Below are 25,032 nucleotides of genomic sequence, written 5' to 3' on the forward strand. Positions count from 1 at the left end.
CGCGGCCGCTCCCTCGATCCCTGCTCTGGAGCGCGAATCCTTGGACGGAATGCGCTTTCTCTGCCTGTTTCCCAGGCGATCATGCCAAAGAGGTGGCGGTCGGCCCAGACCTCGGGACCAACCGCCGTCTCTTCGTTACGCATTCGATTCGCCGTCAACAACGGGTCGAATCAGCCGATCTGCGGATCGATGATCCATTCGCCCTTGCGCATGACGCCCTTGAGCGTGAAGTCCGCGTCCAGGACCACCAGGTCCGCGTCCTTGCCCGGCTCCAGCGAGCCGACGCGGTCGTACAGGCCGAGCAGCCGTGCCGGGTTGGCGGAGATGGACTGCACGACGTCGTCGACCGGGATCCGGTCGATGGTCACGGCACGGTGGAACGCGGTGTCCAGGGTGAGCGTGGAGCCCGCGATCGAGTTGCCCTCCACCAGCCGCGCGACGCCGTCCTTGACCTCGACCGCGAGCGGGCCGAGCTGGTACCGGCCGTCGCCGAAACCGGCCGCGTCCATGGCGTCGGTGATCAGCGCGACGCGGTGGGCGCCTGCGTGGTGATAGGCCAGCTCCAGGGCGGCGGGGTGCAGATGCGTACCGTCGTTGATCAGCTCGACGGTGATCCGCTCGTCCTCCAGGAGGGCGGCGATCGGACCGGGCTCGCGGTGGGCGAGCGGCGGCATCGCGTTGAACAGGTGGGTGGCGACGGTGGCGCCCGCGTCGATCGCCTCGACGGTCTGCTCGTACGTCGCGTCGGTGTGCCCGATCGCGGCGATCACGCCGTGCTCGGCGAGCAGCCGCACCGACTCGATGCCGCCGGGCAGTTCGGTGGCGAGCGTGAACATCTTCGCGGTGCCGCGCGCCGCGTCCATCAGCTTGCGGACCTCGGCCGGGTCCGGGTGGCGCAGCAGATCCTCGCTGTGCGCGCCCTTGCGGCACGGCGAGATGAACGGTCCCTCGAAGTGGATACCGGCCAGGTCGCCCTGCTCGACGAGTTCGGAGAGGACGCCGGCCCGCTGGGCGAGGAAGTCCATCTCGCCGGTGACGGTGGAGGCGACCAGGGTGGTGGTGCCGTGCTCGCGGTGGGTGCGGATGCCGGTGAGGACCTCGTCCACGGTGCCCGAGGTGAAGGACGCGCCGCCGCCGCCGTGGTTGTGCATGTCGACGAAGCCCGGGACCACCCAGTGGCCGCTCAGGTCGACGGTCGGGGCGCCCTCCGGTACCGAGCCGGCGATCCGGGTGCCCTCGACGATCACCCGGCCGTCCTCGACGGTCCCGGTGGGAAGCACCACCCGGGCACCTGCGAGAACTGTGCTGTCTGCGCGTCCGGCCATCAGGCGGATACCTCCGTGGAGAGAAGATCCCAGGCGAGCAGCCCTGCGCCCAGGCATCCGGCGGTGTCCCCGAGGGCCGCCGGGACGATGTGGGGCAGCTTCTGGAACGTGACACGTTCCTCGACGGCCGCACGGAGTGGTGTGAACAAGGTTTCCCCGGCCTCGGCGAGCCCGCCACCGATGATGAGGGCGCGCGGGTCGAGCAGCGTCAGCGCGGTGACCAGCCCGGCCGCGAGCGCGTCCACCGCGTTCCGCCAGACCTCCACGGCCGCCGGATCGCCCGATTCGACGGCCTTCGCGCAGTCGGCCGCGTCCGCCGCCGGGTCCCCGGACGCGGCGGCCCAGGCGCGGGTCACCGCGGAGGCGGACGCCAGGGTCTCCAGACAGCCGCGCTGGCCGCAGCCGCAGTCCGGGCCGTCCGGCCGGACCACGATGTGGCCGATCTCGCCCGCGTACCCGTGCGCGCCGGCCTCGATGGTGCCCGCGATGCCGATGGCCCCGGCGATCCCGGTGCCCAGCGGGACGAAGAGGAAGCGGTCGGCTCCCTTGCCCGCGCCGATCCGGCCCTCGGCGAGCCCGCCGGTGCGCACATCGTGGCCGAGCGCGACGGGGACACCGCCGAGCCGCCGGCCGAGCAGTTCCCGCATGGGTACGTCGCGCCAGCCCAGGTTCGAGGCGTAGACCGCGATCCCGTTCTCCGCGTCGACGATGCCGGGCACGGCGACACCGGCCGCGACGGCGCTCTCGCCGAGGTGTTCCTCGCCGTACGCCCGCAGGTCCGCGGCGAAGGCGAGGATCGACTCCACGACGGCGTCGGGGCCGCGCTCTCTGCCGGTCGCCCGCCGCGCCTCGTACAGCAGGGTGCCGTCGGCCCCGACCAGTGCGGCCTTCATTCCGGTGCCGCCCACATCGAGGGCGATGACGTGTTTCACGGGAAACAGTTTCGCCCGAGGAACCCCGATAGGTCTAGTCCACTAGTGAGGTTTGTTGCGCATACATACAAAATCACCGCCGCGGCGGCCCGAGCGGCGGACTCAGGGCGAAAGGATCACGCTGCGCGAGAGGTTGCGCGGGCGGTCCGGGTCGTATCCCTTCGACTCCGCGAGCGCCACCGCCAGTCGCTGCGCCCGGATCAGATCGGCCATCGGGTCCGCGGTGGCGTGCGCGACCAGCGTGCCGCCCACCTGTGCCACCTCGCCGGCGAGCCCCTCCGGCAGCGGACCGAACACCCACGCCACCCGGTGGGGGCCGGTGATCGAGATCGGGCCGTGGCGGTACTCCATGGCCGGGTACGACTCCGTCCAGGCGCCCGCCGCCTCGCGCATCTTCAGCCCGGCCTCCTGCGCCAGGCCGTACGTCCAGCCGCGCCCCAGGAACGTCCACTGCTCGGCCGAGACCACCGCCTCGTCCAGCGGCTCCGTCACCGCGAGTTCCGCGTCGACCGCCGCGGCGGCCACCGTCTTCACCCCGGCCGGAAGCGGACCCGATGCCTCCAGACCGGCCCGCAGAAAGGCCAGCGCGGTGGTGGCGAACCGGGTCTGGACGACCGACTCCTCGTCCGCCCAGTCCAGTACGGCCACCGTGTCGGCGGCGTCCATCACCGGTGTGCCCGGGTCGGCGGTCAGCGCGACGGTGGTGACCTTGCCGCGCAGCCCGGCGAGGAGTTCCAGCACCTCGGTCGTCGTGCCGGAGCGGGTGATCGCCACGACCCGGTCGTACGGCCGCCCGGCCGGGAACTCCGACGAGGGGTACGCGTCCGTCTCGCCCTGCCCGGCCGCCTCGCGCAGCGCCGCGTACGCGATGGCCATGAACCAGGAGGTGCCGCACCCGGTGACGGCGACCCGCTCGCCCGGGCGCGGCAGTCCGTCGAACACCGCCCCGGCCTCCGCGGCGCGCCGCCAGCAGTCGGGCTGGGTGGCAATCTCTGATGCGGTACGCGACATGCTCGACGGCTCCTTGCGGCGTGGGACGGTGACGGTGCGGGCGCTGCGGTACGTCGGTGGAGCGGAGGACCGGCCCCCGAAGAGCCTTGCGCCGCAACCTGCTTAGCAGTCGGCGCAGGTCAAGGGCAATGCCCGCACGCGGCAACAGGGCGCGGATCCAGGTGCGTTGCGAAAGCGATACCGCTCTGGTGTAGACCTTCGACGATCGCTCGGGGGAGGATCACAGCTCATCCGGAGGCCCCCACGAGGACGTGGCCGGCGCGGATGACACCGAGGACGAGGACGGACTGGGCTGTGCAGCGGCGCTACTTGGGACTGACCGCGGCTGGGGCCGCGCTGGCATTGACGGCGACGCTGACGGGATGCGGCGGCAACGGCGACTCGGGGGACGTCACCCTCAGGCTCGTCGCGGCCGACTACGGCAACAGCGCGGCCAACAGTTCCAAGAAGTACTGGGCCGCGCTCGTGAAGGGTTTCGAGTCGTCCCACCCCGGCATCAAGGTCGAGGTCAGCGTTCGTTCGTGGAAGGACGTCGACCGCGAGGTCGCCGAGATGGTGAAGCGGGGGGAGGCCCCCGACATCGCCCAGATCGGCTCGTACGCCGACTACGCCGAGGCGGGCAAGCTCTACCGGGCCGACGAGATGCTGAACATCACCGCCCAGGCCAACTTCCTGCCGCGCCTGGCCGACGCGGGCAGCGTGAACCGCACCCAGTACGGCCTGCCGTTCGTCGCCAGCACCCGGCTGCTCTTCTACAACAAGAAGTTCTTCGCCCAGGCGGGCCTGGCCGCCCCGCGGACGTGGAACGACATACGCGACGACGCGACGGTGCTCGAGCAGCGCGGCGTGAAGTACCCGTTCGCGCTGCCGCTCGGTCCGGAGGAGGCCCAGGCCGAGACCATGATGTGGCTGCTGAGCGGGGGCGGCGGCTACATCGACGACGCGGGCTCGTACGAGATCGACTCGGCCGAGAACGTCAGGACCTTCGACTGGCTGAAGACGAACCTGGTCGACAAGGGCCTCGTCGGCCCCGTGGCCCCCGGCAAGCTCGACCGGGCCAAGGCGTTCGCCGCGTTCACGCGCGGCGAGGTCGGCATGCTGAACGGTCATCCGACCCTGATGCAGGAGGCCGAGAAGAAGGGCGTCTCCGTCGGCATGGTGCCGCTGCCCGGTGTCGGCGGCCCCACCAAGGGCTCGATGGGCGTCGCCGACTGGATCATGGGCTTCAGGCAGCGTGGCCACCGGGTGCAGCTGGGCAAGTTCTTCGACTATCTGTTCACCGACAAGAACGTCATCGAATTCGCCGACGAGTACGACCTGCTGCCGGTCACCGACAGCGCCTCCGCGGCGATGGAGTCCGATCCCCGGTACAAGCCGCTGCGGAAGTTCCTGGTCGCGCTGCCGAACGCGGAGTTCTACCCGTTCGGCAAGACGTCCTGGGCCCGGGCCAGGGAGTCGATCAAGGAGAACGCCGGCAGGGCGGTCGAGCCGAACGGGAGCCCCGAGAGCGTGCTGGGGCGGATCGCCCGGGAGTCGGCGGCGGCGGAGCACGCGGGGTGACGACCGGGTGGCGGCCCTCCGGCCGGGCGATAGGTTGGCTGATATGACCGCCCCCACGAACGGCCCCGACGACACGAACGGCCCCTCCGGACTCTCCGACCGGGACCGTGCCGTGCTCGCCGTCGAGCGGCAGTCGTGGGCCGGACCCGGGGCGAAGGACCGCGCCATCCGCGAGCGGCTCGGCATCTCGCCCACGCGCTACTACCAGTTGCTGAACGCCCTGCTCGACGACCGCCGCGCGCTGGAGGAGGACCCGGTGACGGTGAACCGCCTGCGCCGGGTCCGGCAGGCACGGCGAGAGCGCCGCTGAAGCCGGCGCCCCTCCCGGCCGGCCACGGGTGCCCCGCGGCGGTCCGGGACGGTTTCTCGATGTCGCACGCGACCGCGGCGGCCGGTCGCTGCGCGGTCCGTCACGCCGCGGGACGGCGTCCGTGTGCCACGTCGCCCATGGCTGTGCCCGGTGGTACGCCTATAGGCTCGGCCCCATGGGCAGCAACCCGCACGCACCCGCGCCGAGCGAAATCCCGTCCGAGCTCCCCGCCCCCACCACCCCACCCGGCCGAGAAGCCCTGGCCGCGATCCTCGCGCGTCCGGACCGTGCCGTCGTCGCGCTCGATTTCGACGGGACCCTCGCCGACATCGTCCCCGACCCGGAACAGGCCCGCGCCCACCCCGGCGCCGTCGACGCGCTCGTCGCGCTCGCCCCGAAAGTGGCCTCCATCGCCGTGATCACCGGCCGCCCGGCCGGCGTCGCGGTCCGGCACGGCGGCTTCGCCGGAGTGCGAGGACTGGACCACCTCGTCGTCCTCGGCCACTACGGCGCCGAACGCTGGGACGCCGTCTCCGGCACCGTCCACGCCCCCGCCCCGCACCCCGGTGTGGCCGCGGTCCGCGCCGAACTCCCCGGCGTGCTCGACCGGTTCGGCTCCTGGCGCGGCACCTGGATCGAGGAGAAGGGCCAGGCGCTCGCCGTCCACACCCGCCGCGCCGCCGACCCGTCGGCCGCGTTCGAGGCCCTGCGCGAACCCCTCGGCGAGCTCGCCGCGCGGCACGGGCTGATCGTCGAACCGGGACGCCTGGTCCTGGAGCTGCGCCCGCCGGGCATGGACAAGGGCGTGGCACTCACCCAGTACGTACGGGAGATGGACGCCGAGTCCGTCCTGTACGCGGGCGACGACCTGGGGGACCTCGCCGCGTACGCGGCCGTGGAGAAGCTCCGCACCGAGGGCCCCGACGGCATCCCGGGCCTGCTGGTCTGCAGCGGCAGTGCGGAGGTCCCCGATCTGGCCGAGCGCGCGGACCTGCTGCTGGACGGCCCGGGGGCCGTGGTGGGCTTCCTCTCGGCCCTGGCGCAGCACCTCTAGGGCCTTCCGTTCGGGTCAGGCCGGAACCGTCGGGTTCGGACGGCCGTTCAGCATGGCGGAACCGAGGGGGGTCACCGCGTGCACGACGGTGCTGCCGTGGCGGGTGGTGGAGATGAGTCCGGACTGTCGTAACACGGTGGCGTGCTCGCTGGAGGTGGCCGGGGAGACCGACAGGAGTTCGGCGAGTTGCCCGGTGGTACAGGGGGCGTGGCTGATGGCGTCGAGCGCTTGGGCGCGGGTCCGTCCGAGGAGAGCGGCCAAGGCGCGGTGGGTTCCGTTCCCGGGCCCGGTGAGCATGTCGGCGGAGTCGGAAACGCTACGGATGACGGGGACGAACAGCACGAGCGGGGCCTGGTCGTCCATCACGCTGCTGTAAGTGATGGGCCGGGTGCGGGAGAAGGCGGAAGGCACCAGCGCGAGGCCCCGGCCGCCCAGGGTGACCTCCCCGGTCAGCGCGCCGCGTCCGATCTCCAGTACCGGGGAGCGCCAGCGGAAGCCCGGCGGCAGTCCCGCGAGCATCGCCTCGACACCGGAACTCGCGAGGATGCGGGCGTGGGCCGTCTGTTCCGACTGAAGCCGTGACTGTATGCGTGACCAGTGGGGGGCCACGGCGACGCGGTGGTAGTCGTGGAGAAAACGCACCAGTTCCTGACGGACGGCACGGTCGTGGGGGAGGTCCGCCCACGGCGTTCCGGCCCAAGGCGTGGTGCGCCCGGCGTAGCGGGAGAAGGCGGCGAAAGCCCCCGCGAGTTCGTCCCGCACATGGTCCGGGCGGGCGGCCCTGAGGGCTTCCAGGCCTTCCTCCAGCGAGGGGGCGGGCCCGGTGAGGGTGAACAGGTCCAGGGCCCCGCCGCAGAAGAGTGTCGAGGCAGGGTGAGCGGACGCTTCCGATACGCGGGACACACGCCGGCGCCATCCCCCGAACAGCGCCTCGGTGTTGCTCTGCCGCAGGGTGGTCAGGCTCAGGAGCGTCTCTCCGAGGGGGCCCCAGGTGGTCAGGACTCTCGTCCTGGCGAGATCTTCCGATGTGAAGTGAATGCGCAGCATGGAGAACCTTCCACTTGCCCCGTCCTCGGACCACCCAGTCTTCTGCTTCTCCCGGCGGTCGCAAGGAACCTTCAAGTCCCGGTTCCACATGGCGAGTTCCGGACATCACCCGTTTCGGCAGGGATCGCCGGGGGGTCCCGGGCAGGCGCTTCGGCCAGGACCGAAAAGGCTGGTCCGGCCCGCCGGGCGTCAGCAGGATTGCGGTCGAAGCAGGCGCGGCGCACAGGCCGAGGAGCGGTGGCCACCGTTCCGGCACTGCGACGCCTGAGCCACGCCTCACTCGCACGAAGCCTTCTCCACCGAGGTCGCGCAGACGCGGTGGATCAACGCTTCCACGACCAATGGCCCATACGGAGGGATCCAGTGAACCTGAATACACGCGTCGTACCGTTCGCCCTCGCCACCGTCCTCGCCGCAGGACTGAGCGCGACGCTGACACCGTCGGCGCAGGCGCGGGAGGAGACCGGGGCATCGGCCGCCGTCACCGACGCCTACTACCTGCGCTTCGACAAGGGAACGGTCACCGACTCCCGTCTGGAGCTGGTGAAGCGGGTGCCCGGACGCGACAAGGTGATCAAGCGGTGGAAGGCCGGCTCCGGGCAGGTCACGAACGAGTGCGCGGTCGGCAGGGGATGGCTGCCCGACGCCGACGCCCGGCACCCGTACGCGGTCCAATGGCACCGCAAGAACTTCGACGGCATCATCAACGGCTTCGTGATCAAGCTGTCGGACAAGGTCTGCAAGAACGGCCGCACCAAGCGCACCGAGCTGTTCATCCACAGTGAGATGAAGCCGAACGGGCGGCAGGGAACGATCGAGTCCGAGAAGTGGACCGACCGCAACCCCAACGACTACTTCTCCAACGGCTGCATCAAGCTGAATCCGCGGGACATCAAGGATCTGTTCTCGCGGCTGGACCGTACGGGCTGGCCCAAGAAGCTCTACGTCGTTCGCTGACCGACGCGGGAGGTGTCCCGGCCGTGCACGGGGGTGGGCCGGGACACACGGATCGGGGCCGCGCGGCGAAACGGGACCCGACGGCTGCCACGCCGTGTTTCGCGATCGCCGGGCGGGTTCGTTCTCAGACCTCCTGCCGCAGCGCGTCCAACTGGTCCAGGAACCACTGCTGCGGCGGCAGCGCCACCGCGGCCGCGGCCAGCCGCTCCGTGCGCGCGGCCCGTTCGTCGTCCGCCATCGTCAGCGCCTCGTGCAGCGCGGCCGCCGTCGCGGACACGTCGTACGGGTTCACCACGACCGCGTCGCTGCCCAGCTCCTCGTATGCCCCCGCCTCCCGCGACAGCACCAGCGCGCAGCCGTGGTCGGAGACGACCGGGACCTCCTTGGCGACCAGGTTCATGCCGTCGCGGATCGGGTTGACGAGCGCCACGTCGGCCAGCCGGTACGCGGCGAGCGAGCGGGCGAAGTCGTCCTTGACGTGGAGCACGACCGGGGTCCAGCCCGCGGTGCCGTACACGGCGTTGATCTCGTCGGCGACCTGCTGCACCTCGGCCGTGTAGTCGCGGTACACCGCCAGGTCCTGCCGCGAGGGGTAGGCGAAGGCGACATGGACGACGCGCTCGCGCCATTCGGGCCGCTCCTCGAGGAGCGCGCGGTAGGCGAGCAGGCCGCGCACGATGTTCTTGGACAGCTCCGTTCGGTCCACTCGTACGATCGTCCTCCGCCCGGGGCCGACCTGCTCCCGCAGCGCCGCCATCCGCTCGTCCACATCCGCCTCGTGCGCGCGCCGGCGCAGGAAGTCCGCGTCCGCGCCCAGCCCGTGCACCCCGACCCTGGTCCGGCCGGTGCCGCCCAGGATCTCCGTGCAGCAGCCGATGAACGCGTCCGCCCAGCGCCGGGTCAGGAAAGCCGCCCGGTCCGCGCCCAGGATGCCGTGCAGCAGCTGCTCGGCGATGTCGTCGGGGAGCAGCCGGAAGTAGTCGGCGGGCGCCCACGGGGTGTGCGAGAAGTGGCCGATCCGCAGGTCGGGGCGGAGCTCGCGGAGCATGCCGGGCACCAGCGCCAGGTGGTAGTCCTGCACCAGCACGGCGGCGCCGGGACCCGCCTCCTCGGCGAGCGCTTCGGCGAAGGCCCGGTTGTAGGTCTCGAACGATGCCCACCGACGCCGGAACTCCGCGTCGAAGACCGGCTCCAGCGGGGTCTGGTACAGCATGTGATGGACGAACCAGAGCACCGAGTTCGCGATGCCGTTGTACGCGTCCGCGTGCACGGCGGCGTCGATGTCGAGCATGCGGACGCCCTGCTCACCGACCCCGCGCCGGACCGCCTCCCGGTCCCTGTCACCGAGCGCGGCGCACACCCACAGCTTGTCCTTCACGGCGCTCAGCCCGGATACGAGCCCGCCGCCGCCCCGCTTCGCGTCGAGTGATCCGTCCGTGTTCAGGGTGTACGACACCGGGCCGCGGTTGGACGCGACGAGAACCTGCGCGGAAGGCTCGGCGGGCGGCTGATCCGAAGGCGCGGCAGGGAGCCGGGCGGAGGGCCGGGCGGCGGACTGGGCTTCGTGCTCGGAGACCATGTTGCGGAATCTAGCCCGATCACGAACCGCCCAAACGTGCGAAGTCAGGCGAGGTCAGGCCGCGCGGCGTGAAACGTACTCCTCGATCTCGCGCATCGGCGGGCGCTCCTCGGTGTCCACCGGATGGGTGCGCGGGACGAAGCCGTTCTCGCCGCGCTCGAACTGCGTGAGCGAAGGCCGCACCAAGTGGCCGCGGGACAGCCGGAGCTGGGCGGTCCGGTAGATCGCCGCCGCCATCCGGCCGAGCGCCTGCCCGTCCTGGTGGCGGTGTCTGCGGACCCCCACGTCCACCTGGGCCAGCGCGTCCAGGCCCACCGTGTGCAGCGCGTCGACCAGGAGGCCCAGTTCCACCCCGTAACCGACGGGAAAGGGCAGTTGTTCGAGGAGCGAGCGGCGCGCCGCGTACTCGCCGCCCAGCGGCTGGACGAAACCGGCCAGCCGCGGCCAGTGCAGATTGAGCAGCGGCCGGGCCACCAGCTCGGTCACCCGGCCGCCCTGCCCCGCCGTGTCGCCGAGCGGGCGGTCGTACATCGCCTTGACGAACCGCACGTCCGGGTCGGTCAGCAGCGGGCCGACGATGCCGGAGACGAAGTCGGCCGAGAATTCCTTCAGATCGGCGTCGACGAAACAGACGATGTCCCCGCCGGTCACCAGGAGCGACCGCCACAGCACCTCGCCCTTGCCGGGCACGGCCGGTATCCGCGGGAGTATGTCGTCGCGGTGCACCACCCGCGCACCGGCCTCCCGGGCCACCTTCGCCGTGGCGTCCGTGGAACCGGAATCGATCACCACGAGCTCGTCGACCAGCTGGACCTTCTCCATCAGCTCGCGCCGGATCGTCGTGACTATCTCGCCGACCGTCGCTTCCTCGTCGAGCGCGGGCAGCACGACGCTCACGCTTCCGCGACGCGGGTCCCGGGCCTTGGCGGCGAGGAGCCGGTCCAGCGGGCGGTCGGCGGCCGACCAGGAACGCCTGGCCAGCCAGCTTTCGACCTCTTCCAGCACGGTCGATACTCCCTGTATGTGATCCATCTCGCGGTTCGGACGACTATCTCAACTGTCCGGTGCTTCGGTTACAGTCTTGAACAACGCGGACGGCCGTCGCATGTCGGGGTCGGTCCGCCGATAAATGCCTGGATCGGAGATCCAGTGCCACAGCGCTCATCCAGAGGGACTGAGGGAACGGCCCGTTGAAGTCCCGGCAACCCTCCTGCCGACCGCGAGGTCAGGTGGGGAAGGTGCCAATTCCGTCTCGTGGCGAAACGCGCCGCGAGGAAGATGAGGAGAAAGGGCCTCGCCTCCATGGCTGCGCAGACCGTTGCAGTAAGCACCGATTCTTCCACCGACGCCGTCGACCTCGGCCCCGCCGCGGCGCTTTCCTGCCGCGAGTGCGGCGAGCGTTTCGAACTCGGCCCCATTTTCGCCTGCGCGACCTGTTTCGGGCCGCTCGAAGTGGCGTACGACCTGCCCACCGGCTCTCCCGACGAGCTGAGGAAGCGCATCGAGGCCGGGCCGAACAACATCTGGCGCTACGCGCCGCTGCTGCCGGTCCCCGCCGATGTCGCGGACAAGCCCAACATCAACCCCGGTTTCACCAAGCTGGTCAAGGCCGACAACCTCGCCCGCGAGCTGGGCGTCACCGGCGGCCTGTACGTCAAGGACGACTCCGGCAACCCGACGCACTCCTTCAAGGACCGCGTCGTCGCCATCGCCGTCGAGGCCGCCCGCGCCTTCGGTTTCACCACCCTCTCCTGCTCCTCCACCGGCAACCTCGCCGGTGCGGTGGGTGCCGCGGCAGCCCGCGCCGGCTTCCGCTCCTGCGTGTTCATCCCGCACGACCTGGAGCAGGGCAAGGTCGTCATGGCCGCGGTGTACGGCGGTGAGCTGGTCGGCATCGAGGGCAACTACGACGACGTCAACCGCTTCTGCTCGGAGCTCATCGGCGACCCGCTCGGCGAGGGCTGGGGCTTCGTCAACGTCAACCTGCGCCCGTACTACGGCGAGGGCTCCAAGACCCTGGCGTACGAGATCTGTGAGCAGCTCGGCTGGCGGCTGCCCGACCAGATCGTCATCCCGATCGCGTCCGGCTCGCAGCTCACGAAGATCGACAAGGGCCTGCAGGAGCTGATCAGGCTCGGACTCGTCGAGGACAAGCCGTACAAGATCTTCGGCGCCCAGGCCGAGGGCTGCTCCCCGGTCTCCACCGCCTTCAAGGCCGGTCACGACGTCGTGCGGCCCCAGAAGCCGAACACCATCGCCAAGTCCCTGGCCATCGGCAACCCGGCCGACGGCCCGTACGTCCTGGACATCGCCCGCCGTACCGGCGGCGCGGTCGAGGACGTCGACGACGAGCAGGTCGTCGACGCGATCAAGCTGCTGGCGCGCACCGAGGGCATCTTCGCGGAGACGGCCGGCGGGGTGACGGTCGGCGTGACGAAGAAGCTGATCGAGGCCGGTCTGCTGGACCCGGCACTGACCACCGTCGTCCTCAACACGGGCGACGGTCTCAAGACCCTGGACGCGGTGGCCGCCACCTCGCAGGCGACCGCGACGATCCGGCCGAGCCTGGACGCGTTCCGCGCCGCCGGCCTCGCCACCAGCTGACCACCCGAGACCGAAGGAAGGCACCCGCCATGAGCGTCAAGGTCCGTATCCCCACCATCCTCCGCACCTACACGGGCGGCCAGGCCGAGGTCCCGGCCGAGGGCTCGACCCTCTCCCAGGTCATCGAGTCCCTGGAGCAGAACCACCCGGGCATCGCCGCCCGTGTCCTGGACGACCAGGGCAAGCTGCGCCGCTTCGTGAACGTGTACGTCAACGACGACGACGTGCGCTTCGAGAGCGGTCTGGAGACGGCGACGCCGGACGGCGCCGGAATCTCGATCATCCCGGCCGTCGCGGGCGGCTGCTGATCCTGCTGCCCGACTGCACAGCGTTATGTGAATTGCCCCCTCCGCGAGAGAAGCGGAGGGGGCAATTCTGCATGGTTGAGCGGGGTACAGTGTGGGAAGTCCCCCCAGCTGCCCGTGCCGCCCGCATATGAGAATGCGCCTGGTCGCGACAAGATGCAGCCAAAGTGTCGGATCTCCTTGCGTCATAAGTCACCTTTGCCCGGCCCGACTTGCCCGGGAATCCCATGAATTCCCCATATTCGGGCGTTCGGCGCTGCCCAGAATTCTCGTCCGATTGACCTGTTGCAGAGGGCAGTTGGGCAGATACATTCAGCCGCGGTCGACGCGTTCCGGCGCACGCACCCTCTCCTGTCGGAGGGTGAGTTCTGACCCGGGTCCGCGAAGTGCGGTCCTGCGCAAGGGCCAGTAATAGGGGAGTTAGGCATGGCTCAGGGCACCGTCAAGTGGTTCAACGCGGAGAAGGGGTACGGCTTCATCGCGGTCGACGGTGGTGCGGATGTTTTCGTCCACTACAGCGCGATCCAGATGGACGGGTACCGCACCCTTGAAGAGGGTCAGCGAGTTGAGTTCGAGATCTCGCAGGGCCAGAAGGGGCCGCAGGCGGACATGGTCAAGCTCGCCGTCGGCTGAGCTCGACGCGGTCGGCCAACGACACCACTCACGCACGGAGGGCCCGTACCCCAGGGGTACGGGCCCTCCGCGCGTCCGTGTACGGGTCCTCCGCGCGGAGTCGTCGTTGTCCGCATCCGGAGGGGGACGCTTGCACTCTCGGGGGTCGAGTGCTAATCATTGGCGTTAGCACTCTCCAGGTGAGAGTGACAGAACTTGGACCGGGCCGGTGAGGCCCGCAGGTCCGGTGGGGCAAGGAACCACCGGTCACGCAGGCCGTCCGTCGCGGGCGCCACTCGGTCCGGAGAAATCCACCCCTGTCCGGGAGGACCACTTCACATGGCCAAGATCATCGCGTTCGACGAGGAGGCCCGGCGCGGTCTCGAGCGCGGCATGAACCAGCTCGCCGACGCCGTCAAGGTCACCCTTGGCCCCAAGGGTCGCAACGTCGTCCTTGAGAAGAAGTGGGGCGCCCCCACGATCACCAACGATGGTGTTTCCATCGCCAAGGAGATCGAGCTGGAGGACCCGTACGAGAAGATCGGTGCGGAGCTGGTCAAGGAGGTCGCCAAGAAGACGGACGACGTCGCCGGCGACGGTACGACCACCGCCACCGTTCTCGCCCAGGCTCTCGTCCGCGAGGGTCTGCGCAACGTCGCCGCGGGTGCCAACCCGATGGCCCTCAAGCGGGGTATCGAGAAGGCCGTCGAGGCCGTCTCCGCCGCCCTCCTGGAGCAGGCCAAGGACGTGGAGACCAAGGAGCAGATCGCTTCGACCGCCTCCATCTCCGCCGCCGACACCCAGATCGGCGAGCTCATCGCCGAGGCCATGGACAAGGTCGGCAAGGAAGGCGTCATCACCGTCGAGGAGTCCCAGACCTTCGGTCTGGAGCTGGAGCTCACCGAGGGTATGCGCTTCGACAAGGGCTACATCTCGGCGTACTTCGCCACCGACATGGAGCGCATGGAGTCGTCCCTCGACGACCCGTACATCCTGATCGTGAACTCCAAGGTCAGCAACGTGAAGGACCTCCTTCCGCTGCTGGAGAAGGTCATGCAGTCCGGCAAGCCGCTGCTGATCATCGCCGAGGACGTCGAGGGCGAGGCCCTGTCGACCCTGGTCGTCAACAAGATCCGTGGCACCTTCAAGTCCGTCGCCGTCAAGGCCCCGGGCTTCGGTGACCGCCGCAAGGCCATGCTCGGCGACATCGCCATCCTCACCGGTGGCACCGTCATCTCCGAGGAGGTCGGCCTCAAGCTGGAGAACGCCGGTCTCGACCTGCTCGGCCGCGCCCGCAAGGTCGTCATCACCAAGGACGAGACCACGATCGTCGACGGTGCCGGTGACAGCGACCAGGTCCAGGGTCGCGTCAACCAGATCCGCGCCGAGATCGAGAACTCCGACTCGGACTACGACCGCGAGAAGCTCCAGGAGCGCCTCGCGAAGCTGGCCGGCGGCGTGGCCGTCATCAAGGCCGGTGCCGCGACCGAGGTCGAGCTCAAGGAGCGCAAGCACCGCATCGAGGACGCGGTGCGCAACGCCAAGGCCGCCGTCGAGGAGGGCATCGTCGCCGGTGGCGGCGTGGCTCTGCTCCAGGCCTCGGCCGTCTTCGAGAAGCTGGAGCTCTCGGGTGACGAGGCGACCGGCGCCAACGCCGTCAAGCTGGCGCTGGAGGCCCCGCTGAAGCAGATCGCCGTCAACGGTGGTCTCGAGGGCGGCGTCGTCGTCGAGAAGGTGCGCAACCTGGCCGTCGGCCACGGTCTGAACGCCGCGACCGGCGAGTACGTCGACATGATCGCCGAGGGCATTCTCGACCCGGCGAAGGTCACGCGCTCCGCCCTGCAGAACGCCGCGTCCATCGCCGCGCTGTTCCTCACCACCGAGGCCGTCATCGCCGACAAGCCGGAGAAGGCCGCCGCGGCCGCTCCGGGCGGCATGCCGGGCGGTGACATGGACTTCTGATCCTGACGGATCGGTAGTTCCGGCACAGCTTTGCCGCATCGGCCCCTGGGACCAGCTGGTCCCGGGGGCCGATGTCGTTTCCGGGGTGGGGACGGTGCCTGCGCGCCCTGAGGGCTGTCCCGACATCCCCTGTGGATCAGCGTGCGAAGACCATTTCCGGGAAGCGTGCCGAGGGCCCGTGCAGCAGACGGTCGTCGTGCCCGCGCAGCCACCGGTCGAAGAACGACGCCAGGTACGCACGGTTCGCGGCCGTCGCGCGGTGCGGCGGCACCGTCCCGATCGCTCCCGTGAGCCCGCCCTCCGGAACCGCGCCCTGCCGGGCCAGCCGGGGCAGCAGCACCTCGGCGTCCGTGTACGTGGCGTGCCGCGAGCCGGTCAGCGTCACATCGGCCTTCCAGCCGCGGGTGTTCGCCCAGAAGGCAGCCCACGACGGCTGCTGACGGTAGTCGCCCGAGTCCTCGCTCCCGGTCCCCATCAGCAGCAGTGGCCGGTCGAGCCCGTCCAGTGCCACGCTGCTCAGACGGGTGCCGTCGGGCTTCCTCCCGCCGACGTAGTCCATCTCACCGTCCATGTCGACGCCCGCCAGGACGCGTCGGTCGTCGTGCATCGTCTGCGCCGTGGTGAACCCGCCCGCGGACTGGCCGAACATTCCGACCCGGCGCAGATCGAGCGTGCCGGCGAACCGTGTCCGGTTCAGCCGTGCGAGCTCGTCGAGCACGAACCGGCTGTCGGCGACCCGGACCGCCACGACCTTCTCCAGCAGGGCGCTGATCGCCTCCGGGTCGGTCGGCGGCGTCCCGTCGAAGAACCGCATGGTCGCGAGCCGGCCGTCGGGGAACTCGACCTCGGTCGCCTCGTGGGTGTGGTCGATCGTGACGACGGCGTACCCCCGGCTCGCCAGGTCCTCCACGAGCGCGGTGTTCCAGGTGCGCGGGTCGCCGAGTCCGGGGGAGTACAACAGCACGGGGAGCCGCCCGGCCCTGGGGTCGACGGGCGAGTCCCGGTACGCGTGGGTGAGAGTGGCGCCCCAGTCGACGCTCCCGGGAGCCATCCGCAGGTTGAGGGCCGCGGCCCCCTCCGCGCTCCCGAAGTGGGACGCCGCCCCGGGCGTCATCTGCGGCACGGTACGCCCCGTTCCGTACGGCCGGGCCGGGTACCAGAGGCTGACCATCAGCTCCCGGTGGGCGGAGGTGCCCGGCACCCAGGGCTCGGTCCGCGAGCGGTCGACGAGGTGGAGCGCGACGGTTCCGACGGCGAACGGGCCGGTGGGGCGCGGCAGCCCGGCCGTCGGCAGCGAGGAGCGGCGGGCCCGTCCGGCCGCGGCGGCGGGCGACGGCATGGCGCCCGTGGCCAGTAGCGCCGAAGCAGTCACCCCGGTGACGAGCGCCTGACGACGGTTGAGGGTACGGCTGTGGTCGTGCGGGACATCGGTCACGTGAGGCTCCCCGTGGAGGCGCGGTGGACGCCCCCACGATGCCCGCCGGAGCATCGTGGGCGCGTGATACCGCGGTCCCCATTTCGCCATGGAGCCTGGCTCCCCGGTATGACCGGGCGCCGCGACGCCCCGCCCTACGGGAGCCGGTCGAGGAGCCAGGTGCAGAGTTCCTCCGTCACGAGGGTGTGCCCCTCGTTCCGGGACGAGAGCCGGTACTCGTCCAGCCCGCCCTCCTGCGGCGGGAGTTCGGAGATGTTCGTGTAAAGCTCCTCGTCCGTGTCCAGGTCGCGGACGTCGACCGCGCTGACGGCGGGGACGAAGCAGTGCGAACGGATGCGCACGTCCGTCTTGAACCCGAGGACGGGGCTGAGGGCGTTGAAGGCGTCCGCGAGGATGCCGAAGCCTTCCAGCGAGCCGCCGGGGGCGCCGTCGATCGACGGGAGTCCGGACGTGCGCACCTCGTCGGTCTTCGGCGTCACCACCCGCAGCTTCGCGACGCGTTCGTCGTCGCCCGGGGCCTGGGTGTGGAGCTCGGTGCCCGCGACCGAGAGACCCTTGCCCTCCAGGGCCAGTTCGCCGGCCCGCACATCGGTGCCGGTGCCGTCGGCCACGCCGTTGGCGACACCGATCCGCCGCGGTCGTTGCGGCCATTCGCCGATCTTCCGCATCTGCGCGAGGAACGCGGCGCGTTCCTCGCTCCGGTCCGGTGTTCCGTCCCACTTCGCGATGTGCCGCCAGAGCAGCTCGCGCGCGGCCGGGCTGTTGATCTGGTCGGAGAACCGGCTGTCGAGATCCTTGATGCGGTGCGCGAACGACTGCAGTGCGATCGGGATCCAGGCGCCGCGGTGCGGGCTGTCGTACGAGAAGTACAGCGCGGTCCGGTGATCGATGCCCTGGTGTTCCATCGCGGCCAGGGCGTGGCGGGTGACCAGCCCGCCCATGCTGAAACCGCCGACGGCCAGTGGTGTGTCGCCCAGCTGTTCCGCGAGGGCGTAATGGATCGCGGCCTGCGCGGTCCTGGAGTTGTCCAGAATCGACGCACTGCGCTCGTGGAAGCCGAGAAGGATCACGTCGTGTCCCCGGCGGCGCAGTTCGCTGATGAGCGCGTAGTCCCCGAACTCCATGATCTCCCAGCAGAAGTCCAGGCTGCTCGGACCGGTGTTGAATCCGTCGGCGAAGATCACGGGCCGTACGAGGTCCTTGTTCCCCTCGCCGTGGTAGACCCAGGCGGTACCGCCCGGCAGGTCCCACACGGTGTTGGGTGGCAGAGGGAGGGCTCCGTGCTTCTCGGCGTCCAGGCGGGGGCCGGGGGCAAGGGCGATGGCGGGCCTGCTGCGAAGCCCCGAGACGATCTGCTCAAGAGTCGGTTCGGACATGGTTCGTTCCCCTTTGGGTCGGTTCGTTACAAAGTGTGCCAAGAGGAACACTCAAAGTAGCGACCCGGAGGCGGGAGTGGATCAAACCACTCCCAGGTGGGAGCCGGTTTCGGACACCTCGTCATCACTGGAGGCGGGAGCGGGTCGGGTGGCCGATCCGCTCGGAGCGTGGCGTCATCGCCGCCCGGACCGCGCTCATACGGCTGCGTACGCCGGTGGCCGGTACGGTTCCGGCCGGTCCCGCGGGGACGTCGACGGGGTTGCCGCGGCAGGGGCCGCACCGGCCGCCGATCAGGGCCTCCGCGCTGCCGGGCGTGCGGCACTCGCCGCACTCCAGGGTGCGCAACGCCGTCCGGTGGCGTGCCGGAGCGACCCGTTCGGGTGGCATCTTGTCGGCCAGTCGCCTGCGGACGAGGGCCGCCGCGTGGTGGACGGGGGCGGGGAGGCCGTCGGTGAGGGCGTGCAGCAGTTCCGCCTCCGTGGCACCGCGCTCGAACCATTCGGTGACCTGCGGCTCCAGTGCCGCGCAGTCCGCCGCGGAGAGGGTGAGGGCGGGGGTGGTGCGGCCCAGTGCGGCCAGCAGTACGAACGCGCGGGAACGGGTGGGGTGTCGCTGTCGCTGCCGCTCGGGCGGTGTGTCGCCCCGGCTGAACGCCGCCCACCAGTCGTCGTCCCGCGCGGTGCGGGAGAAGAACGTGCGGGTCACCCAGAGCAGAACCTCGTCATGGGCGACGCACTCGCTGCCGCGCCGCAGATGACCGGCCTCCTGAAGGCGGTTGAGGGCGGTCCGCAGTGCGCACTGGCCGTACGGGAGGACCTTGGCCAGCGTCTTCACGGAGATGTCGGCGCCCTCGGGAAGCCGGTCGACGTACGCCGCGATGGATGCCTCGCGGGGCGGCAGATGCGCGAAATCGCGCTCTGTGCGGGGTAGTTGAGCCGGTGCGGAACGTTTGCCGTAGCCCGGATTGGCCATCGGGTGCGCGGGCGTGGGCAGGGATACGTGCGGGGCACATGGGGCGGTACTAAGCTGGCCGACAGCCATGAGATCGGTCCTGACGATCGAAGTGGTCAGGCCCCTGTTCGGTGTGACAGCACCGGCAGGGGTCGTTCGGTATTCGGAACGCTAGAGCGTCGCCACCATCCGTGGCAAGCCGGTCACGTGAAGTCAACTCGCCGGGCGGGGAGGGTGGGTGGGAAGCGGCCCACCTCCCCTTCCTCGGAAAGAGCGCTCGGACTCCGCGGCTTGAGCTCCGGAAGGGATGTTCCTCGTCGCCGGGGGCGCGAGAGAGATTCGAGTGCGCCGCGCGTGATGCGCGCGCGCCGCTGCCGTTGGGGTGGAAACCCGGGCCGGAGGTCTGCCGGGCGCGCGAACGGCCTTGCATCTTTGTGATCTTGGGGAATCCGGGGCCGCCGCCGACGTGGCCCGGCCTTCCGTATTTCTCTCTCGTACGAGGAGTCCCGTGCGTATTCGTTCGATTCTCTCCCTCGCCGCGGCCACCGTCGCGGTGGCGGCGCTGGCCACCCCGGCCCAGGCCGCCGACGACGGCTCCTACCTGATCCGCGACGTGCGCAGCGGTGAGTGTCTCGCCGGCGGCGAGGGTCCGCTGGGCGGCCACGTCGAGCCCTGCAGCCCCGGCACCGTGTGGGAGATCCGCAACCAGACCGACGGCCTCGCCCAGATCCGTGAACCGCGCGGGGAGAACCGCTGCCTGGCGCTCTCGCCGCTCCGGATCTACCCGCCCGTCGTGGGGGTGGACCAGTGCGGCAGGCAGCCCGACCAGTGGTCGATCCAGGGCGCACCCGATGGAGCGCCGGTCAACATCGCCCTCGACCGGGGTGAGTTCGGCTTCCTGACGACGGAGGGCCGGCGCGTGGTCCTCCTCCCCGGCGGCGAGCCGCAGTGGGTCCTGGAGCGGGTCGGTTAGCGCTCGCCCGGTCCGTCCCGCAGCCGCCCGTGCCGGGGTCGTTCTCCCCGGCACGGGCGGCTGCGGTGAGTTGGTGAACCCGTGCTGACCAGAGGCTCGACGCCGACACGAAGGCCGGGGCGCGCCGACAAGGCTACGGATGATCCGCCCTCGGACCTGATCGGTCGGGGCCGGGCCGGACGGCCCGGCCCGGGCGGCTGTGCCGACCCGGTTGCGGACGACCGGCTTGCGCCGGAGGTCGGCCACGTGGGACTTGACGGTGGCGAGTGGGATGAGCAGTTCCTCGCCGACATCCGTGTGCGGCAGGCCCCCCGGCGACCGGCGCCGCCGCCACCTCCTCCTCGCGCGGGGTCAGTGGTTCGACGGGCGGGTTCCCGCGCCCACCGCCCACCGCCCGCCATGAGGCCGTACACCTTGCCGCATGGCCGGCGCGGGGGCGGTCGCGCGGCCGGGGCTCAGTCGCGGCGGGGGCCGACGACGGTGTTCCCGTCGTGCACGGTGATCGCCTGGGCCGGGCAGATGTCGGCCGCGTCCAGGACCCGTTCGTCCGGCTCGATGCCGTCCGCCCGCACCCGGGCGTGCTCGCCGTCCAGCGCGAACACCTCGGGTACGGTCCCGGCGCACATGCCCGACGACTGGCAGAGCTGTGGATCGACGCGTACGTTCCAGGCCATGGCGGTCACCACCCGACCGGCATGACGCGCGGGCCGCGTACCAGCATCTCGGACTTCCATGTCACATCGCCCGCCAACCGGAGCCCCGGGAAACGGGTGATGAGCGCGATCAGTGCCTCCTGGAGTTCCAGCCGGGCGAGCGGGGCACCCAGGCAGTGGTGGACCCCGTGGCCGAAGCCGAGGTGCTGATTGCCCTCACGGGTGATGTCGAGCACGCCCGGGGCGGTGAACCGCAGCGCGTCACGGTTGGCGGCACCGGTGGCGACCAGGACCGGGCTGCCCGCCCGGACGAGGGTGCCGCCGACCTCGACGTCCTCGGTGGCATAACGGGGCTGGCCGGCACCGCTGCCCAGCGGCACGAAGCGCAGCAGCTCCTCCACCGCGTTCGGGACGAGTTCGGGCTCGGCCCTGAGCCTGGCCAGCTGGTCCGGGTGGTCCAGCAGGGTCAGGACGAAGTTGGGGATCTGGGACGCGGTGGTCTCGTGGCCCGCCACCAGGATGCCCACGCACAGATCGACGAGTTCGAGTTCGGAGAGCCGGTCGCCGCCGTCGCGTGCCTCGATGAGTGCCGTCATCAGGTCGTCCTGCGGGGACTTACGGTGCTGGGCGATCAACTCGGCCATGTAAGCGCGCAGTTCCTCCCGGCTGGCGTCGAACTCCGCCGCGGTGAGGGAAGTGGTCGACAGCGCCGCGTCGCTCCACACGCGAAAGAGCGGACGGTCCTCGGTGGGCACGCCCAGCATTCGGCAGATCACCGCGACCGGCAGGGGCAGTGCGTAGAGGTCGACCAGGTCCGCGGGCGGTCCGGCCGCCTCCAGGTCGTCGAGGAGGCTCGCGGTCAGCTCCTTGACCTGGGGGCGGAGCTTCTCGATCTGGCGGACCGTGAAGGCCTTGGCGACCAGGGAACGCAGCCGGGTGTGGTCGGGCGGATCCATGCTGAGGATGCCGCTGTCGCGCCGCCCCTCGGACTGCCGGGGCTCGTCGTGCGCGATGCCCTCGGCGCGGCTGAAGCGCGGGTCGCCCAGGACGAGCCGGGCGTCGGCGTAGCGGGTGACGAGCCAGGCCGGTTCGCCGTACTCCATCTGGACCCGTAACAGGCCCGGCTGGTCGCGTACGCGCTCGTACTCGTCCGCGAGCTGCAGCCCGTCTGCGGTGTTGAAGGGATAGGCAAGAGGTGCCATGTCTGCTTTCGTCACTGCGGCCTCCGATATGTAAGCAGCTGCTTACAAAGGTAGGAGTGACACCACCCCCGGTCAACGACCCTTTACGGCCGTTATCCTGACGGGCCGCCCGAGAGGAAATCGCTCATGGAGTCCGCCCCCGCACCCTCGCCCGGAGAGCGCCGCCGGGACGCCGCGGCCACGCGCCGCCGGCTGCTGGAGGCGGCCCGCGACCTGTTCGCGGAACGGGGTTACGAGGGGACGACCGTCCGGAGCATCGCGGAACGGGCCGGTGCCAATCAGGCGCTGCTGTTCCGGTATTTCGGGTCCAAGCAGGGACTGCTCGCGCAGGTGATAGCTCAGGGCGGACTGGAGCAGCTGAGGGCGACGCCGCCCGAGGAGCTCTTCGAGACCGCCCTGCGCTCGATGCTGACCCGCAGCGCGGACGGGACGGGCAACCGGTCCCTCGAGGTCTATCTGCGCTCCATAGGGCGGGGTGACGAGGCGGCCGGGACCTTGCGGGAACTGGGCGAGGAATACCAGGGCGCGCTGGCCGGGCTCTCCGGTACCGCGGACGGCGCCCTGCGTGCGGATCTCGCCATGGCCTGGCTGCTCGGCATCGGCCTGATGCGGACGGTCGTGCACCGCGAGCCGCTGGCCGGCGCCGAACCGGACGAGGTCTGCCGCCTCGTACTCGGCACGCTCGCCCACCTCTGGTCGGCGCCGGAGTAGCGGCCGCGGTGTGATCCGGTCGTCAGGCCCCGGGCGTACGGGGCGGTCGGCGGTGCCGCGGTGACGGATCGAGCGGCGCGGAGGCCCGCGGGTTCATGCGCGGCGGGAACCTCCGACCCTCGGCAGCACGTCGCCCCACAGCCCTGCGCGACACGCCTCAGGTGAGATCGAACGGAGCCGGGGCATGGCCCTCCCAGATCCGGCGGGAGGCATGTTCAGGGTAGGGCAGGGTCTTCGATTCCGTGTCCAGGACGCGGGTGAGGGGCCGGTCGGGGCGGAAGGCGTCCCATCCGGAGTCGCCCGTGGTGGCGAAACGGATCCACGCCTGCTGGAGTTCCCGCGACACCGCGAGGGTCTCGGGGGTGGGCTGGTCGCCGATGAGTCCCCGGCCGGAGGGGCTGTCCAGCGTGCCGAACGCCAGGGGGACGTCGAGGCTGTGGCACGCTCCCAGGACTCCTCCGAGGGCCGGAGAGGCCAGTCGCAGCTCGAACAGGAACGAGGTGCCGCCCGCCGCGGTGTTCGCCTCGGCCAACCGCAGTGAAGGCATCCGGAAGAGCGCGTCGGAGTACACCGATTCCAGCAGGTACTCCGGGGTGGCTCGCGGATGGGCGGCGCGGTAGGCGTCGGCGCCGTCCGGGCCCGGGGCGAACATGGTCAGGGCGGTACGGGCGTCCTGCTCGGTGAACCGGCCGAGCTGTCCGCTCATGACGCTGAACAGCCGGAATTCGTCGCGTGTATGGCCGACGAGGAGGTCGACTCCGCTCGCGCGGCCGTCGGCCAGAGCGGGCCAGGGCGTTTCGGGGAGGACGTCCCCGTCGACGACGGGGTATATGGCGACGCCGGTCCGGGAGAGCCGTCCCCAGGCCTCGTGGTGGTCGGGGAGTTCGGCGCCGAGCGCGGAGACGCTCTCGGCCAGGCGCTGGGGTTCCACATCGGAGAGGGCCGCGGCGGTGGGCGCCGTGCCGAGCCGGTCCGCGAGCGCGGCGGTGACCTGTTCCGCCAGCGCGCGGGTGCAGTGGGTTCCTGGCACCGAATGGGTGATGGCCCGTCGGAACAGGCCGCGCACCGGCTTCATCGTCAGCAGGGCGGCGATCGATCCCGCCCCGGCGGACTGCCCGGCCACGGTGACCCGGTCGGGGTCTCCTCCGAAGGAAGCGATGTTCCGCCGCACCCAGTGCAGGGCCGCGATCTGGTCGAGGAACCCGCGGTTGGGCGGGGCGCCTTCGATGAGGGCGAAACCCTCTGCGCCCACGCGGTAGTTGATGCTCACCACGACGAGCCCGGCCCCGGTCAGCGCCGCCGGGTCGTACATCGGGTCACCGGAGGTCCCCGCGATGTAGGCGCCTCCGTGGATCCACACCAGCACGGGCAGCCCCGCCGCGCCCGGATCGGGAGTGCTGACATTGAGCGTCAGCCAGTCCGTGCCTTCCGTCGGATTCGCGCGGGCCGGGCCGGACTGCGGAACCGTGGGGCCGAACTCCACCGCCTGCCTCGTCCCCTCCCAGGGCCGCGGCGGGGCGGGGGCGGCGAAGCGCAGCGGGCCCACCGGCGGCCGGGCGTAGGGGATGCCGCGGAACACGGCGTGCCCCCTCCGTCGGCGGCCTTCCACCACACCTTCCGCGGTGCGCACCCTCGGCTGTTCAGGCATGTCGCCTCCTTCCTCGGTGCTCCCCAGGTTTATCGGTCAGATGTATTATGTCAACCGTATTGGAAAGAGATCACGGAGAATCCGACGATGCCGAAACAGGTGGACCACCAGGAACGCCGCGAAGTGATCGCCCGAGCGCTGTGGCGCGTGGTGGAGCAGCGCGGCGTGGTGCATCTGACCATGCGCGAGGTCGCCCAGGAGGCGGGCATCTCGCTCGGGCAGCTGCAGCACTATTTCGCCTCCCGCGAGGCGATGCTCTCCTTCGCCATGGACTTCGCGTCCGAGCAGACCACGCTGCGCGTCGGCCGCGGCCTTCAGGGACTCGGTGACCCGCCGCACCCCCGCGACGTCTTCCGGGTGATGCTCCTGGAGATGCTCCCCCTGCACGCCGACTCCCGCGCGACGAGCCGGATGAGCGCCGCCTACGTCCTGGAGGCGCTGCACGACGAGAACATTCACGCGCGGGCGCGCGAAGGGCTGATCCAGGGGCGCGACCTCGTCGAACGGCTGGTCCGCCAGGCGATCACCGACGGGTACATCCACCCCGACCGTGACCCGGTGGTCGAGACCGATCTGCTCCTCGCGCTCACCGGTTTCACCACCCTCGTCGAACTGGGTGTGATCGAGCCCCGGGGCGTGCTCACCGCTGTCGATCAGTACCTGGACAGGCTGTTCACCGGAGACGGAAGCGGGGCCGGAGGCCGGGACGGGGGAGGGGGCACGCGGGAGGGGGCGTGAGAGGGGGACGCGGCCGACGGTGAGCCTTCACGTCCCGACGCGGTGTGAACCCCGTCGTGGAGCGACGTCCGGGCCCGGGCTCGAGT

General features: G+C 70.8%; 23 protein-coding genes and 1 riboswitch. Of the genes, 11 read left to right on the plus strand and 12 right to left on the minus strand.

Annotated features, from left to right (window positions below):
- Positions 1-170 precede the first annotated feature (170 nt).
- The 3 genes from nagA to ACIRP2_RS07370 form a co-directional block, all read right to left on the minus strand.
- A complete protein-coding gene (gene nagA, locus ACIRP2_RS07360; protein WP_404247483.1) occupies positions 171-1,325 on the minus strand; it encodes an N-acetylglucosamine-6-phosphate deacetylase in 1,155 nt (384 codons plus the stop codon).
- Positions 1,325-2,257 (minus strand): ROK family protein, encoded by a 933-nt coding sequence (locus tag ACIRP2_RS07365; protein ID WP_404247485.1) that lies wholly within the window; start codon positions 2,255-2,257, stop codon positions 1,325-1,327. Before ACIRP2_RS07365 ends, nagA begins: the two co-directional genes overlap by 1 nt.
- Positions 2,258-2,359: 102 nt before the next feature.
- Positions 2,360-3,268: an SIS domain-containing protein gene (locus tag ACIRP2_RS07370; protein ID WP_404247487.1), complete on the minus strand. Its 909-nt coding sequence runs from the start codon at positions 3,266-3,268 to the stop codon at positions 2,360-2,362.
- A 264-nt stretch (positions 3,269-3,532) separates the two neighbouring features.
- Here ACIRP2_RS07370 and ACIRP2_RS07375 point away from each other — a divergent pair, with 264 nt between their 5' ends.
- The 3 genes from ACIRP2_RS07375 to otsB all read left to right on the plus strand — a co-directional run bounded on the left by ACIRP2_RS07375 (position 3,533) and on the right by otsB (position 6,192).
- Positions 3,533-4,828, plus strand: a complete 1,296-nt coding sequence (locus ACIRP2_RS07375; protein WP_404247489.1) for an extracellular solute-binding protein — start codon at positions 3,533-3,535, stop codon at positions 4,826-4,828.
- Positions 4,829-4,871: 43 nt separating this feature from the next.
- The gene (locus tag ACIRP2_RS07380) at positions 4,872-5,138 is read left to right on the plus strand and encodes a DUF3263 domain-containing protein (RefSeq protein ID WP_404247491.1); all 267 of its coding nucleotides are present in this window, start codon (positions 4,872-4,874) and stop codon (positions 5,136-5,138) included.
- A gap of 175 nt (positions 5,139-5,313) precedes the next feature.
- A complete protein-coding gene (gene otsB, locus ACIRP2_RS07385; RefSeq protein WP_404247493.1) occupies positions 5,314-6,192 on the plus strand; it encodes a trehalose-phosphatase in 879 nt (292 codons plus the stop codon).
- Positions 6,193-6,207: 15 nt separating this feature from the next.
- Here otsB and ACIRP2_RS07390 read toward each other — a convergent pair whose 3' ends face one another.
- A complete protein-coding gene (locus ACIRP2_RS07390; RefSeq protein WP_404247495.1) occupies positions 6,208-7,239 on the minus strand; it encodes an ArsR family transcriptional regulator in 1,032 nt (343 codons plus the stop codon).
- A gap of 363 nt (positions 7,240-7,602) precedes the next feature.
- On the opposite strand from ACIRP2_RS07390, the gene ACIRP2_RS07395 reads away from it, so the two are divergent.
- On the plus strand, positions 7,603-8,196 hold the full coding sequence (locus ACIRP2_RS07395; RefSeq protein WP_404247497.1) for a hypothetical protein: 594 nt from the start codon (positions 7,603-7,605) through the stop codon (positions 8,194-8,196).
- Positions 8,197-8,320: 124 nt separating this feature from the next.
- On the opposite strand, the gene ACIRP2_RS07400 is transcribed toward ACIRP2_RS07395, so the two are convergent.
- Both ACIRP2_RS07400 and ACIRP2_RS07405 read right to left on the minus strand, forming a co-directional pair.
- Positions 8,321-9,775, minus strand: coding sequence for a trehalose-6-phosphate synthase (locus ACIRP2_RS07400; protein ID WP_404247499.1), 1,455 nt, complete (start codon positions 9,773-9,775; stop codon positions 8,321-8,323).
- A 54-nt stretch (positions 9,776-9,829) separates the two neighbouring features.
- A complete protein-coding gene (locus ACIRP2_RS07405; protein ID WP_404249371.1) occupies positions 9,830-10,780 on the minus strand; it encodes a glucosyl-3-phosphoglycerate synthase in 951 nt (316 codons plus the stop codon).
- 153 nt (positions 10,781-10,933) lie between these two features.
- Positions 10,934-11,060, plus strand: a riboswitch (SAM riboswitch).
- Positions 11,061-11,077: 17 nt separating this feature from the next.
- Between ACIRP2_RS07405 and thrC the strand changes: the two genes are divergently transcribed.
- The 4 genes from thrC to groL all read left to right on the plus strand — a co-directional run bounded on the left by thrC (position 11,078) and on the right by groL (position 15,258).
- Positions 11,078-12,379, plus strand: a complete 1,302-nt coding sequence (gene thrC / locus ACIRP2_RS07410; protein WP_404247501.1) for a threonine synthase — start codon at positions 11,078-11,080, stop codon at positions 12,377-12,379.
- Between the two features lie 29 nt (positions 12,380-12,408).
- The gene (locus ACIRP2_RS07415) at positions 12,409-12,687 is read left to right on the plus strand and encodes a MoaD/ThiS family protein (protein ID WP_404247503.1); all 279 of its coding nucleotides are present in this window, start codon (positions 12,409-12,411) and stop codon (positions 12,685-12,687) included.
- A 423-nt stretch (positions 12,688-13,110) separates the two neighbouring features.
- Positions 13,111-13,317: a cold-shock protein gene (locus ACIRP2_RS07420; protein ID WP_003967346.1), complete on the plus strand. Its 207-nt coding sequence runs from the start codon at positions 13,111-13,113 to the stop codon at positions 13,315-13,317.
- A 318-nt stretch (positions 13,318-13,635) separates the two neighbouring features.
- The gene (groL, locus tag ACIRP2_RS07425) at positions 13,636-15,258 is read left to right on the plus strand and encodes a chaperonin GroEL (RefSeq protein WP_072487928.1); all 1,623 of its coding nucleotides are present in this window, start codon (positions 13,636-13,638) and stop codon (positions 15,256-15,258) included.
- A gap of 136 nt (positions 15,259-15,394) precedes the next feature.
- Here groL and ACIRP2_RS07430 read toward each other — a convergent pair whose 3' ends face one another.
- From ACIRP2_RS07430 to ACIRP2_RS07440, 3 genes are all read right to left on the minus strand, one after another.
- Complete coding sequence (locus tag ACIRP2_RS07430; protein ID WP_404247505.1) at positions 15,395-16,693, minus strand: alpha/beta hydrolase family protein; 1,299 nt, start codon at positions 16,691-16,693, stop codon at positions 15,395-15,397.
- Positions 16,694-16,827: 134 nt separating this feature from the next.
- Positions 16,828-18,069, minus strand: a complete 1,242-nt coding sequence (locus tag ACIRP2_RS07435; protein WP_404247507.1) for an esterase/lipase family protein — start codon at positions 18,067-18,069, stop codon at positions 16,828-16,830.
- A 124-nt stretch (positions 18,070-18,193) separates the two neighbouring features.
- On the minus strand, positions 18,194-19,042 hold the full coding sequence (locus ACIRP2_RS07440) for a hypothetical protein (RefSeq protein ID WP_404247509.1): 849 nt from the start codon (positions 19,040-19,042) through the stop codon (positions 18,194-18,196).
- Between the two features lie 487 nt (positions 19,043-19,529).
- Between ACIRP2_RS07440 and ACIRP2_RS07445 the strand changes: the two genes are divergently transcribed.
- Positions 19,530-19,994: an RICIN domain-containing protein gene (locus tag ACIRP2_RS07445; RefSeq protein WP_404247511.1), complete on the plus strand. Its 465-nt coding sequence runs from the start codon at positions 19,530-19,532 to the stop codon at positions 19,992-19,994.
- A 455-nt stretch (positions 19,995-20,449) separates the two neighbouring features.
- Here ACIRP2_RS07445 and ACIRP2_RS07450 read toward each other — a convergent pair whose 3' ends face one another.
- Positions 20,450-20,668, minus strand: a complete 219-nt coding sequence (locus ACIRP2_RS07450) for a ferredoxin (protein WP_404247513.1) — start codon at positions 20,666-20,668, stop codon at positions 20,450-20,452.
- Positions 20,669-20,673: 5 nt separating this feature from the next.
- Complete coding sequence (locus tag ACIRP2_RS07455) at positions 20,674-21,849, minus strand: cytochrome P450 (RefSeq protein ID WP_404247515.1); 1,176 nt, start codon at positions 21,847-21,849, stop codon at positions 20,674-20,676.
- A 126-nt stretch (positions 21,850-21,975) separates the two neighbouring features.
- On the opposite strand from ACIRP2_RS07455, the gene ACIRP2_RS07460 reads away from it, so the two are divergent.
- Positions 21,976-22,560, plus strand: a complete 585-nt coding sequence (locus ACIRP2_RS07460) for a TetR family transcriptional regulator (protein ID WP_404247517.1) — start codon at positions 21,976-21,978, stop codon at positions 22,558-22,560.
- Positions 22,561-22,717: 157 nt separating this feature from the next.
- Here ACIRP2_RS07460 and ACIRP2_RS07465 read toward each other — a convergent pair whose 3' ends face one another.
- Positions 22,718-24,208 (minus strand): carboxylesterase/lipase family protein, encoded by a 1,491-nt coding sequence (locus ACIRP2_RS07465; RefSeq protein WP_404247519.1) that lies wholly within the window; start codon positions 24,206-24,208, stop codon positions 22,718-22,720.
- An 87-nt stretch (positions 24,209-24,295) separates the two neighbouring features.
- Here ACIRP2_RS07465 and ACIRP2_RS07470 point away from each other — a divergent pair, with 87 nt between their 5' ends.
- A complete protein-coding gene (locus tag ACIRP2_RS07470) occupies positions 24,296-24,946 on the plus strand; it encodes a TetR/AcrR family transcriptional regulator (protein WP_404247521.1) in 651 nt (216 codons plus the stop codon).
- The last annotated feature ends 86 nt before the right edge of the window (positions 24,947-25,032 follow it).

It is taken from the genome of Streptomyces sp. NPDC101194 (assembly GCF_044767885.1).
Lineage (GTDB): Bacteria > Actinomycetota > Actinomycetes > Streptomycetales > Streptomycetaceae > Streptomyces.